11 protein-coding genes are annotated in these 11,769 nt (G+C 73.7%); 7 read left to right on the top strand and 4 right to left on the bottom strand.

Annotated features, from left to right (window positions below; genetic code table 11):
* Window positions 1-62 precede the first annotated feature (62 nt).
* Window positions 63-1,892, bottom strand: coding sequence for a tetratricopeptide repeat protein (locus AB0C25_RS29950; RefSeq protein WP_357377492.1), 1,830 nt, complete (start codon window positions 1,890-1,892; stop codon window positions 63-65).
* A gap of 188 nt (window positions 1,893-2,080) precedes the next feature.
* Here AB0C25_RS29950 and AB0C25_RS29945 point away from each other — a divergent pair, with 188 nt between their 5' ends.
* Both AB0C25_RS29945 and AB0C25_RS29940 read left to right on the top strand, forming a co-directional pair.
* Entirely contained in the window at window positions 2,081-3,112 is a 1,032-nt protein-coding gene (locus AB0C25_RS29945; RefSeq protein ID WP_357377609.1) for an SIS domain-containing protein, read from the top strand.
* A 25-nt stretch (window positions 3,113-3,137) separates the two neighbouring features.
* On the top strand, window positions 3,138-4,730 hold the full coding sequence (locus AB0C25_RS29940) for a histidine kinase N-terminal domain-containing protein (protein WP_357377490.1): 1,593 nt from the start codon (window positions 3,138-3,140) through the stop codon (window positions 4,728-4,730).
* A 306-nt stretch (window positions 4,731-5,036) separates the two neighbouring features.
* Here AB0C25_RS29940 and AB0C25_RS29935 read toward each other — a convergent pair whose 3' ends face one another.
* Complete coding sequence (locus tag AB0C25_RS29935) at window positions 5,037-6,542, bottom strand: glycosyltransferase family 39 protein (RefSeq protein WP_357377488.1); 1,506 nt, start codon at window positions 6,540-6,542, stop codon at window positions 5,037-5,039.
* Window positions 6,543-6,577: 35 nt separating this feature from the next.
* Window positions 6,578-6,856: an aldo/keto reductase gene (locus AB0C25_RS29930; protein ID WP_357377486.1), complete on the bottom strand. Its 279-nt coding sequence runs from the start codon at window positions 6,854-6,856 to the stop codon at window positions 6,578-6,580.
* A 22-nt stretch (window positions 6,857-6,878) separates the two neighbouring features.
* Between AB0C25_RS29930 and AB0C25_RS29925 the strand changes: the two genes are divergently transcribed.
* The 5 genes from AB0C25_RS29925 (at window position 6,879) to AB0C25_RS29905 (ending at window position 11,074) form a co-directional block, all read left to right on the top strand.
* Window positions 6,879-7,301 carry a helix-turn-helix domain-containing protein gene (locus tag AB0C25_RS29925; protein ID WP_357377484.1) on the top strand — a complete coding sequence of 141 codons (423 nt, stop codon included), beginning with the start codon at window positions 6,879-6,881 and terminating at the stop codon, window positions 7,299-7,301.
* Between the two features lie 293 nt (window positions 7,302-7,594).
* Window positions 7,595-9,307: a nitrite/sulfite reductase gene (locus AB0C25_RS29920; RefSeq protein ID WP_357377482.1), complete on the top strand. Its 1,713-nt coding sequence runs from the start codon at window positions 7,595-7,597 to the stop codon at window positions 9,305-9,307.
* Window positions 9,304-9,465 (top strand): hypothetical protein, encoded by a 162-nt coding sequence (locus tag AB0C25_RS29915; RefSeq protein WP_167393614.1) that lies wholly within the window; start codon window positions 9,304-9,306, stop codon window positions 9,463-9,465. Before AB0C25_RS29920 ends, AB0C25_RS29915 begins: the two co-directional genes overlap by 4 nt.
* Before the next feature lie 53 nt (window positions 9,466-9,518).
* The gene (locus AB0C25_RS29910; RefSeq protein ID WP_357377480.1) at window positions 9,519-10,280 is read left to right on the top strand and encodes a phosphoadenylyl-sulfate reductase; all 762 of its coding nucleotides are present in this window, start codon (window positions 9,519-9,521) and stop codon (window positions 10,278-10,280) included.
* A gap of 53 nt (window positions 10,281-10,333) precedes the next feature.
* Window positions 10,334-11,074 (top strand): CbiX/SirB N-terminal domain-containing protein, encoded by a 741-nt coding sequence (locus tag AB0C25_RS29905; protein ID WP_357377607.1) that lies wholly within the window; start codon window positions 10,334-10,336, stop codon window positions 11,072-11,074.
* A gap of 67 nt (window positions 11,075-11,141) precedes the next feature.
* On the opposite strand, the gene AB0C25_RS29900 is transcribed toward AB0C25_RS29905, so the two are convergent.
* Window positions 11,142-11,399, bottom strand: a complete 258-nt coding sequence (locus AB0C25_RS29900; RefSeq protein WP_088950012.1) for a WhiB family transcriptional regulator — start codon at window positions 11,397-11,399, stop codon at window positions 11,142-11,144.
* Between the last annotated feature and the right edge of the window lie 370 nt (window positions 11,400-11,769).

The raw sequence follows: 11,769 nt of genomic DNA, 5'->3' as shown, positions 1-11,769 counted from the left end.
GCGCCGCGCCGCGTCAGCCCATCCGGGCCGGCGCGGCGCGCTGCTGTCCCCGCGGGGCGGGGTCAGGACTGGCGGGTCAGGCGTTGCCAGAGGCGACGGAGGGGGTTGCGGGGGCGGGGGAGCGGGGAGGACCGCGTGTCGAGCAGTTCGGTGGCGAGCGCCGCGGCGGCCTTGTCCAGCTCTGGAACGGCGAGCGCCAGGTGGGCCAGCGAGACGGCGATCGGGACCGGCCGGACCCGAGCGACGGCGGCCGCGTCGGCGAGCCGTTCCGCCACCACCCGCGCCACGTCCGACCGTACCGAGGGATCCACCCAGGCGGCCGTGACCAGGGCGAACAGCGCCGCCTCGGTGACCCAGTCCTCGACGTCCCAGATCAGGTCGAGCAGCACCCGGCGCCGGGTCGAGCCCTCCCACGGCTCGTCGGTGCGGTGGTGCAGCAGCCCCAGGCACGCCCACACCTGCACCCCACGGACCCAGATCGACGGGTCGTGGGCGGCCAGCAGGCGACCCACCGCGTTGGCCGGTGCCGCTGGTGGGTGCACCAGCAGGCCGAGCAGGTCCGCCAGGTCGAGGCCGGCGAGGCCCACCGCCGCGTCGTACGCCGCCGGTGGGTGCGGCCACGCCGGGTGGGCGAGCTGACCGATCCGTTCGACAGCCGTCGCCGAGGGCGCCGGCAGGGCGGGCATGGGGACGTTGTCCGCGTAGTGCCACAACCGTTGGGCGGACGCCCGCCGGGGCTCGCGCGGGTCCGGCTCCAACGAGCCGACGACGTCGATCCGCAGCCCGGGAGCAGTGGACGTCGCCGTCCGGACCGCGCTCGGCGGGGCTGCGGCGGGCAGGCGTACGGCGCTGCCGGAGCCGTTGTCGTCATCGGCCACCGCCTGGCGCAGCGCGTCGACAAGTGGGCCGCCGGCCGGGGTCAGCTGGCCGAGCCAGGGTCGGCCCCGGCAGCACTGGGCCAGGTCACCATGCTCGTGGCTGTCGTCGGGATGGTCGCGGACGAAGTCGGCGAGCGCGACCAGGTGGGCCAGGTCGCCGTCGCGCAGGTGCCGCAGCCGGTGGGCGGTGTGCACCGCGCAGTCGAAGGACGGGTCGCGCGCCAGCGCCCGCTCGGTCCACTCCAGCGCCTCGTCCAGCCGGCCGATCTCGGCCAGGGTGCCGGCGATGTCCGCGTAGATCGCCAGGTCGTCGGGGTCCAGCTCGACGGCCCGACCGAGGGCGGCGAGGCCCTCGCGGGTCCGGCCCGCGCTGCGGTACGCGTACCCGAGCCAGACCTCGCCCATCTTCGAGGGCTGTGCGCGTACCCCTCGGGTGGCCCAGCGCACCGCGAGCGCGGCCTCGCCGAGACGCCGGGCCAGCGCGGACGCCGCGCCCAGCAGCAGACCGTGGTCGGGGTGGACGGTGGCGGCGTTGCGGGCCAGCGTGAGGTACGGCGCGAGGGCGCCCCGGTCGACCCGCGGCACCGGGTCCGGCAGCGCGGCGCAGACCTGCATGAGGATCCGGGCGATGTGCTCCGGGTCCAGCCGTTCGGCCAGTTCGGGCGCGGTGACCCAGGGAACGCCGGCCCACTCGGTGCCGGGCGCGTACGCGGTCGCCGCGGCCAGCAGCTCCAGTCCCTCGGCGGGACGGCCGGCGGTGGCGAGCAGGTGGGCGCGGGCGACGACCGCACCCACGAAGGTGTGGTGGTTGATCGGGAAGAGGCTGAGGCCACCGCCGCTGGCCGCGGCGAGCCGGGCCAGCGTCTCGTGCACCTCCGGGAGGGTGGGGGCCTGCGCCAGCGCGCCGGCGAGGTGGCCGGCGGCGTGGTGCAGGTCACCCTCGTCGAGTGCCAGCCGGGCCAGAGCCAGCTCCTCCGTCGGGGAGAGCGCGGGGTCGTCCGTTCCGTCGGGCACGTCGTCCTCTCGTCGCTGGGGCTGGGCCGGGTGCACCGCAAGCTTAGTTGATATTGAGATCAACTGGTGATCACCTGCGCAGTCCTGCTCGTTCGATTGCTGAGCTACGGTTAAAAGTGCAAGACTGAGCAAGAATCGCGCGGCAATCGCGCAGGGGAGGGGTTTTCGTGACACGTGCAGGCTCCGGCATGGCCGCCGACATCGACGAGCAGCCGGCTGGCTACGCCCGCCTCCTCTCGGCCGCCAACGCCGCCGAGATCGCGCGGGTGGCGGCGGCCATCGCCGAACGTCGCCCACGGCACGTGGTCTTCACCGCCCGGGGCACCTCCGACCACGCGGCCCTCTACGGGGCGTACCTGACCGAGATCCGGCTCGGCCTGCCCGCCGGGCTCGCCTCGCCAAGCGTCGTCACCCTGTACGGGGCCCGCCCCGACCTGTCCGACGCGCTCGTCGTCGGGGTCAGCCAGAGCGGCGGCTCGCCCGACCTGGCCGAGGTGCTGCGCGCCGCCCGAGCCTCCGGGGCGCTGACCCTCGCGGTGACCAACGCCCCCGACTCGCCGCTCGTCGACGTCGCCGAGCTGAGCGTCGACATCGCCGCCGGGCACGAGCGGGCGGTCGCCGCCACCAAGACGTACACCGCCGAGCTGCTCGCCCTGCTGATGCTCGTGGAGGGGATCCGGGCCGGCGACGGTGTGCTCCCGGCGGCCGAGCGGGAGGCGCTGGACGCGCTGCCCGAGCTGGCCGCCCGCACGCTCGCCGACGGCACCCCGGCCCAGCTCGCCCCGCGCTACCGGTTCGCCCGCCAGCTGGTCACCACCGGCCGGGGGTACGCCTACCCGACCGCCCGGGAGGCCGCGCTGAAGCTGATGGAGACCTCGTACCTGCCGGCGCTCGCCTTCTCCGGCGCCGACCTGCTGCACGGCCCGCTCGCGATGACCGACCCGGAGGTCCCGGTGCTCGCCGTGGTCGGCTCCGGCCCCGGTGGCCGGTCGATGGGGGAGGTGCTGCCCCGCCTCGGCGAACGCCGCGCCGACGTCGTGGTGGTCGGCTCCGCCGACGTGCCGGGCGCCACCCGGCTGGCCGTCCCCGAGGTCGACGAGCGGTACGCCCCGCTGTTGGACATCCTGCCGTTGCAGCGGTTGGCGCTGGCCCTGGCGCTCACCCGGGGCGAGGATCCGGACGCGCCGCGCGGGTTGAAGAAGGTCACCGCGACGATGTGAGGCGTGGCGTGGCACCCTGGTCACCGTGTCCACGCTGCGCGACCTCGCCGAGGAGCACACCCATCTCCGTCCGGCCGACATCGACCACCTGCACCGCATCGCCGGCGACTGGCAACTGCTCTCCGATCTCTCCTTCGCTGACCTGCTGCTCTGGGTGCCGGTCGACGCCGACGGCACGTTCCTGTGCGTCGCCCAGGTCCGCCCGACCACCGCGCCCACCGCGTACCAGGATGACCAGGTGGGGCGGATCGTCGGCGGGCCGGAGGTGGCCCACCTGGGGGTGGCGTACTCCCAGGGCCGGATCTGGCGCGAGGGCGACCCGGTCTGGTACGGCGACGTGCCGGCCCGGCACGAGGCGATCCCGGTCCGGCTGCGGACCGCCGAGGGGGAGGCCGGCGAGGTGATCGCCGTGGTGGGGCGGGACACCAACCTCTCCACCGCGCGCACCCCGAGCCAACTGGAGCTCAACTACCTGACCACGGCCGACGACCTGGCGCAGATGATCGCGGACGGCACCTTCCCGCCACCGCGGCACCCGGGCGAGACCACCTCCGCGCCCCGGGTCGGCGACGGCCTGGTCCGGCTCGACGCCGGCGGCAAGGTCACCTACGCCAGCCCGAACGCGCAGTCCGCGTACCGGCGGCTGGGCTACGCCTCGCACCTGGTGGGCGAGGACCTGGCCGCGCTGCACCGCCGGCTGGCCGGCGACCCGCTGGACGGCACCGAGGCCTCGAACGGCATCCTGGCCGCGCTGCGCGGTGAGGCGCCGCCCCGCCGGGAGATCGACGCCCGCGGCGCCACGATGCTCACCCGGGCGCTGCCGCTGATGCCCGCCGGGGTGCCGATCGGCGCGCTCGTGCTGGTGCGGGACATCACCGAGGTCCGCCGCCGCGATCGGGCGCTGATCACCAAGGACGCCACGATCCGCGAGATCCACCACCGGGTGAAGAACAACCTCCAGACCGTTGCCGCGCTGCTGCGGTTGCAGGCCCGCCGGGTGTCCATGCCGGAGGCGCGCGTCGCGCTGGAGGAATCGGTCCGCCGGGTCGCCTCGATCGCCCTGGTGCACGAGACGCTCTCCATGTCCAGCGACGAGGCGGTCGAGTTCGACGGCATCGTCGACCGGGTGGCCAGCGCGGCGACCGAGGTCGCGGCGACCGAGGTGAGCGTCGGCATGCGTCGACGGGGCAGCTTCGGCGTGCTGCCGGCGGAGATCGCCACGTCGCTGGTGATGGTCCTCAACGAGTTGCTGCTCAACGCCGTCGAGCACGGCTTCCCGCCGGCCGACGAGACGGACGAGCCCCGCGCGACTGCCGCCTCGGGCATGGTGCCGGTCGCCGCTCCCGAGGTCGACCCGTCGCTGCGACCCGAGGTGGTGGTCTCGGCGCACCGGTTCCGCAAGATGCTGCACGTCTCCGTGACCGACAACGGGCGCGGGCTGCCGCCGGACTTCGACGCGGAGCGAGCCAGCCGGCTCGGCCTCCAGATCGTCCGTGCCCTGGTCACCGGGGAGCTGCGCGGCACCATCGAGTTGCGGGCCGGCGCCACCGGCGGCACCGAGGCCGTGCTCGTCGTCCCGCTGGCCCGCAACGCCCCTGACGGCCGCTCACAGGCCTGACCGCCGCGCCGGGACAGTCGTGTCTGCGGACGTCGGCTGGCCCGGTAAGGGTGCGCGTTGCGGTGGCACCGCGCGGCTTGCGTTCGACGGGGACGTGGTGGCGGTGCCGCTCACGTCCGCCGCTGGCGAGGGGTCGTGTCCGAGCGCCCCTGTCATCTCGAGCGGTATACCTGTGAGTCATATTTATGACCCACAGGTATACCGCTCGGCAGAGTGGTGTCGGTCCGAGAGTTGGCGTTGACCGGCCATTGCTTCGAGCGGTCTGCCGGTCGACCTGCGGCGCCGGGCGGCGTGGGCGTCAGCGGATCAGCGGGCGGGGCGGCTGGTCAGCAGGGCGACGGTCAGGCCGGGGCGCGGCCAGACCTGGGCGACGGTGAAGTCCGCGCGTAGCGCGTCACCCTTGGCGCCGGTCACGGCGGCCAACGGCTCGGCCTGCCGACCGGAGAGCACCAGCCACACCCGTGTCGTACCGGCCAGGCACTGCGCCGGCTGGGGGCACTCGGCCGCCCACAGGTCGCCCCGGCGGACCTCGTCCTCGGTGACCAGGACGTCCCGGGGTGGGTCGTCGAGGTGGTACTCGATGCCGAGGTCGAGGAAGAGCCAGCTCTGCCGGGGCGAGTAGACGATCGCGTCGCCCGGCCGCTGACCGTCGGCGATCACGCGCGCCGCGCCCGCGTAGTCCACCGGCGCGCTGCGCGGCCACTCGTGGGTGCGCCGCAACGCCGCCTGGTCGGGAAGGCCGAGCAACCCGGCCAGGACCACCACGGCGAGCGCGGCGGGCACCGCCACCGCGGCCACCGCCGCGCCCGCCAGCAGACAGGCGAAGGGCACCACGAAGACCAGGTACCGGGGCACCCACAGCGGTACGACCTCGCCGGCGGCGAAGAGCAGCAGCACGGGCAGCAGCACCGCGCTCACCGGCAGCAGGGCGCGACGCCCGAGCCGGGCCGCGCCCAGCGCGGCGACCCCGACCAGCAGTCCACCCACCACGCTGCTCTGTGCCACCCCGCCAGGCAGAGCGGTCAGGTCGTCCAGGCGGACCAGGTGAACCCAGTTGAGCTGCCGGGACCGCTGTGCGCGGGCCTTGAGCAGCAGGGGGGCGACAAGCAGCGCGGCCGGCACCACGGCGACCACCCAGCGCCACACCCGCCGGTCCCGCGCAGCGTCGTGCTCGTCCCGGCTGACGACGCCGGCCGTGGCCGGGCCGCGCCACCAGGCGAGCAGGACGACCAGCCCGTGCGCGGCGAGCAGGGTGAGCGCGATCAGGTGGATGAGCCCGAGAGCGGCGGCGACGGCGGCGTACCCGGCCCAGCGGGTCCAGCTCGGCCGGCGCAGTGCGGCCACCAGCAGCAGGGTGGCGAGCACCGCGAGCATGGTGGCCAACGCGTACGGGCGGGCCTCCTGCCCGTAGCGGGACGTGCCGGGGAGGACCGCGAACAGCAGCCCGGCGAACAGGCCGGTGCGCCGGTCGACCAGCCGCGCGCCGAGCACGGCGAGCAACCCGGCCGCCACGGTCATCGCCAGCACGGCCGGCAAGCGCAGGGCGACCGTGGAGTCGCCGACGATCGCGGTCCAGCCGTGCATCAGCAGGTAGTACGGCCCGGTGGCGGCGTCGATGGTGCCGGCCAACCGGGCCAGGTCCTCGGGCGACCGGCTGGCCGCGCTCCAGGTCGCCAGTTCGTCGCGCCAGAGCTGGGCGGAACCCAGCCCGGTCAGGGTCACCACCAGGGTCAGCAGTGCCGGGGTGAGCCAGACCGGTACGCGGCGCAGGTGGTCCCACGCCGCGTTGGTCGACTCGGACAATCTGCCCACGGTCCGAGCCTGCCACGGTCTCGCCGTTCGTGGTGTCAGCCGGCCGCAGGCGGTGGACGCCAGGCGGGCATCACGTCGTTCGGCCGGGCTGTCTTCGCCGGATCACGCTCGACAAGGTCGCCGAGCACGGCATCGATCCGCTCCATCAGCTCGTCGTCCAGCCGGACCGCCGCCGCGCCGGCCGTCTCGGCGAGCTGCCCGGGTCGGGACGCCCCGACGATCGCGCTGGCCACGGTCGGTCGGTGCAACACCCACGCCACCGCCAACTGGGCCCGGCGGCGCACCCTGCTCGCCGCCGAGCGGGGTGGGCGCACCCTGCTCCGCGAGCTGCACCCGTTGATCCGCTGGGACGGCGCGGCACTGCGGGTCGCCGTCGGCACGTCCCGTCCGGCCGGTCTGGACGACCGCCCGTGGACGTTGCTGCCCACCTCGTTCTCCGGACCGACGGTGCACGCGATCCTGGAGGGGGACGCCGGACCCGCCCTCTGCTATCCGCCGGCAGGGCTCGGCGGGCTGTGGGCCTCGCCGCCGCCCAGCGCGGCGCTCGGCGCCCTGCTCGGCGGTACGCGGGCGGCGGCGCTGTCCCTGCTCGACGCGCCACTGAGCACCGGTGAGCTGGCCGCGATGTTGGGGCTCGCGCCGGCGACGGCGTCGCACCACCTCACCACGCTGCGGGACAACGGCCTGATCGTCGGCGTACGGGAGGGCCGGGTGGTGCGGTACGCGCGAACCGTCCTCGGTGACCAGCTGGTCGACTAGCCCGCCGCCCGTGATGTGGGATCCAGCACGTGGACATTGGCCGGCCCCCTCGGGGTGTGGCAGCATGGTGCGCATGACCGCCGCAGTCGTCCGCCGCTTCGTGGCACGTCGCCACGTCGATTACGGCCGCGTGCGCAGCGCGATCTGTCCGGCCTACTGACGACGCCCGATCAATCTGTCTCGGGCGCGCTCCGCGCCGGCTGTCTGAAGACACCGTTGTCCCGCCCGCTTCGCCGGGCCGGCCGCCGCGCCCCGCGTACCCCGAGGCACAGCAGACAACGGAGGACGCCGCGATGGCGGTCAGCAGCATCCCGGCCCGTTCCGAGGACCCGACGGCTCGCCCGACCCGAGCGCCGCGCCGGCCACGGGGTGAGGGTCAGTGGGCGCTCGGCCACCGTGAGCCGCTCAACCCCAACGAGCGGATCAAGAAGGACGACGACCCGCTCAACGTCCGGGCCCGCATCGAGACCATCTACGCGCACCGCGGGTTCGCCTCCATCGATCCGCAGGATCTGCGGGGCCGCTTCCGCTGGTGGGGCCTCTACACCCAGCGCAAGGCGGGCATCGACGGCGGGCGCACCGCCGTGCTGGAGCCGCACGAGCTGGAGGACGAGTTCTTCATGCTGCGGGTCCGCATCGACGGCGGCCAGCTCAGCCTGGCCCAGTTGCGGGTGATCGCGGACATCTCCCGGGAGTTCGCCCGGGACACCGCGGACATCACCGACCGGCAGAACATCCAGTACCACTGGATCCGGGTCGAGGACATGCCGGAGATCTGGCGTCGGCTGGAGTCGGTCGGCCTGCAGACGACCGAGGCGTGCGGCGACTGTCCTCGGATCGTGCTGGGCAGCCCGGTCGCCGGGGTGGCCCGGGACGAGGTGCTCGACCCGACCCCGGCGATCGACGAGATCGTCGCCCGGTACGTCGGCGACAAGCAGTTCTCCAACCTGCCCCGCAAGTTCAAGACGTCGATCTCCTGGCTGGTCGACACCCCGTACGAGTCGAACGACATCGCCTTCCTCGGTGTCGACCACCCCGAGTACGGCCCCGGCTTCGATGTCTGGGTCGGCGGCGGTCTCTCCACCAACCCGATGCTGGCCCAGCGGCTCGGCGTCTGGGTGCCGATGGCCGAGATCCCGGACGTGTGGGCCGGGGTGGTGGGGATCTTCCGCGACTACGGCTACCGGCGGCTGCGCAACCGGGCCCGGCTGAAGTTCCTGGTGGCCGACTGGGGTGTGGAGCGTTTCCGCGAGGTCCTGGAAAAGGACTACCTCGGTCGTACGCTGCTCGACGGCCCGGCGCCGACCCTGCCGTCGAAGCCGGTCGACCACGTGGGCGTGCACGAGCAGGCCGACGGGCGGCACTACGTGGGCGCCGCGCCGGTGGTCGGGCGGGTCTCCGGCGGGCAGCTCGCCCAACTGGCCGACGTGGTCGAGGCGCACGGCAGCGACCGGGTGCGGCTCACCCCGTACCAGAAGCTGCTGGTGCTCGACGTGCCGTCGGAGCGGACGGAGTCGCTTGTCGACGCGCTGCGTGGCATTGGCCTGGAGGCCCGGCCGTCGGCCTGGCGGCGCGGCACGATGGCGTGCACCGGCATCGAGTACTGCAAGCTCGCCATCGTCGAGACGAAGGCCCGCGGCGAGGAGTTGGTGGCCCGGTTGGAGCAGCGGCTGCGTGACTTCGACGCGGACATCTCGATCCACATCAACGGCTGCCCGAACGCCTGCGCCCGCACGCAGGTGGCCGACATCGGGCTCAAGGGCCAGCTGGTGGTCGGCCCGGACGGCCGGCAGGTCGAGGGCTTCCAGGTGCACCTGGGCGGCGGACTGGGCATGGCCCAGGGGCAGACGGCCGGTTTCGGCCGCAAGCTGCGCGGCCTGAAGACCACCGCCGAGGAGCTTCCGGAGTACGTGGAACGGCTGGCCCGTCGCTACCTGGCCGGTCGGAGCGAGGGCGAGACGTTCGCCAACTGGGTGATCAGAGTCGACGAGGAGGCACTGCGGTGAGCAGCGAGAACCGAGCGGCACCTCTGTACTGCCCGTACTGCGGCGAGGAGGACCTGCGGCCGCACGAGGCGGGGCACGGCGCCTGGGAGTGCCACGCCTGCACCCGGGTCTTCTCGGTGAAGTTCACCGGCCTGCTCTCCCGGGCGGTGACCCGATGAGCGCGAGGAGTGAGCTTGCGAGCCCCGCAGTCGCGAACGAAGGGCCAGCACGAATGAGCCTCGTCTCCGCAGCGAACCTGCGCCTGGTCGGTCCGGGCGCCTCGACGTCGGCCGACCCGGCCCGACGCGACCCCGCCGAGCTGCGCGTCCTCGCCGAGCAGGCGGCCCAGGACCTGGAAGGCGCCCCGGCGCTGGAGATCGCCCGCTGGGCCGCGCAGACCTTCGGCGACCGGTTCTGCGTCACCAGCTCGATGGCCGACGCCGTGTTGGCGCACCTGGTGTCCCGGGTGGCCCCGGGCGTGGACGTGGTCTTCCTCGACACCGGCCTGCACTTCCCCGAGACGCTGCGGGTGCGCGACGAGGTGGCCCGCACGCTTCCGGTGAACGTCCGGTCGATCCGGCCGCGCCTCACGGTCGGCCAGCAGGATGGCCAGTACGGCCCCCGGCTGTTCAACAAGTCACCGGACGACTGCTGCCAGCTGCGCAAGGTGGAGCCGCTGGAGCGGGCGCTGTCCGGGTACGACGCCTGGGCCGCGGGCCTGCGCCGGGACGAGTCGCCGACCCGGGCCAACACGCCTGTGGTGACGTTCGACGCGCGGCGCGGCAGGGTCAAGGTCAACCCGATCGCGGCCTGGTCGCAGAAGGATGTGGACGCCTACATCGCCCGCTTCAACGTGCCGGTGAACGAGCTGTTCAAGCAGGGTTACGGGTCGATCGGCTGCTGGCCGTGCACCCGCCGGACGAAGGCCGGCGAGGACGCGCGGGCCGGCCGGTGGGCCATGTTCGAGAAGACCGAGTGCGGGCTGCACGTCTGACCTCGCCAGCGACCACCCCGACCGGCCCGGACGTGGCCGGCGGGGTGGCCCCGGTGGTGCTCGTCGCCCACGGCAGCCGGGATCCACGAGCGGCCGACGCCACCCGGGCACTCGCCCGAGCCGTGTCGGCGGCCCGGCCCGGGACACAGGTCTGGGCGAGTTGGCTGGACCACACCGAGCCGGGGCCGACCGAGGTGCTGCGTGGCCTGGCGGCGGCCGGTCACCAACGGGCGGTGCTGGTGCCTCTGCTGCTGACCGCCGCGTACCACCATCGGGTGGACATCCCGGCAGCGGTCGGCGCGGCGGTGCGGGCCGACCGGCCACTGGCGGTGCGGGTGACCGACGTGCTCGGCCCGGCGGACGGCACCGTCGACCCGGGGCTGCTGGCCGGGCTGCGTCGACGGCTCACCGAGGTGCGGCCGGGCCGCTTCGACGCGCTGGTGTTGGCTGCTGCGGGCACCCGGGACGCGCGCGCCCGCCGGTCGGTGGGTCAGGCCGCGGAGGCGCTCGGTGCGGAGTTCGGGGTGCCCTGTCGGGTGGCGTACGCCTCGGCGGCGCCACCGGCGGCCGGTGTGGCGGTGTCCCGACTGCGGGCGGCCGGCGCACGGCGGGTGGCGGTGTCCGCGTACTTCCTGGCGCCGGGCCTGTTCCACGACGCGGTGACCGAGGCGGCTCGGGCGGCCGGCGCGGTGGCGGTGTCCGCCCCGTTGACCGACGCGCCGGAGCTGGTCGAGGTGGTGCTGCGCCGGGTCGATGACCCGTCGTCCGGCCACGTCGTGGCACCGGCCGGCTGAGGTTGGGGCGGACAGCGGAACGCCCCGGTGGGCGGACCCACCGGGGCGTACAGCGGTGTCGTTGGGATCAGGCGGAGTGAGCGCGCAGCACGCGGAGGCCGCCGCGCCGCTTGACGGCCCGCCGCTCCTCTTCGCTCATTCCGCCCCAGACGCCGGCGTCCTGACCCGACTCGAGTGCCCACTGCAGGCACTGGTCGGTCACGGAGCAGCGCCTGCAGACGGCCTTGGCCTGCTCGACCTGCAGCAGAGCCGGTCCAGACGTCCCGATCGGGAAGAACAGCTCTGGGTCCTCGTCGCGGCAGACACTATGGTGACGCCAGTCCATGGCGGCAACACTCCTCATTCTGGATGGGTGGCGAACAATTGCTTGGTCGTGCTTTTCCTATATGCATCCGCAGTGCCGATGGTGACGGTTAGCGTCCGTCCATTCGGCAGTGCGTGAGCAGGCGTTCAGCGCCGGGGACCTGCTGGAACAGCTCAACCTGACGAGCATATCCAGGCAATGTCCCGGTAACTCAAGTCCGCTTGTGAATACTTTCACGAACAGTCGTGATGTCAAGGGTGACGCTCGGAAAAACTCCGGGCGGTGAGCAAGCCCACAGCCCCTTTGTCCGGTTTTCGGGGCTTTCCCGATTACCCGCCGTGCCACAGTCGAGGATCAATATAGTACAGTCCGCGTGACATTGCTGACATTT

Source organism: Micromonospora sp. NPDC048839, assembly GCF_040649915.1.
In the GTDB taxonomy this organism is placed as follows: domain Bacteria; phylum Actinomycetota; class Actinomycetes; order Mycobacteriales; family Micromonosporaceae; genus Micromonospora.
Note: the sequence above shows the minus strand (reverse complement) of the source record. Positions and strands in the feature narration are given on the sequence as shown.

Excerpts from the sequence above, each read along its gene's own strand:
- AB0C25_RS29910 (WP_357377480.1), top strand. The coding sequence starts at position 9,519 with ATGAGCCTCGTCTCCGCAGCGAACCTGCGCCTGGTCGGTCCGGGCGCC.
- AB0C25_RS29920 (WP_357377482.1), top strand. The coding sequence starts at position 7,595 with ATGGCGGTCAGCAGCATCCCGGCCCGTTCCGAGGACCCGACGGCTCGC.
- AB0C25_RS29945 (WP_357377609.1), top strand. The coding sequence starts at position 2,081 with ATGGCCGCCGACATCGACGAGCAGCCGGCTGGCTACGCCCGCCTCCTC.
- AB0C25_RS29900 (WP_088950012.1), bottom strand. The coding sequence starts at position 11,399 with ATGGACTGGCGTCACCATAGTGTCTGCCGCGACGAGGACCCAGAGCTG.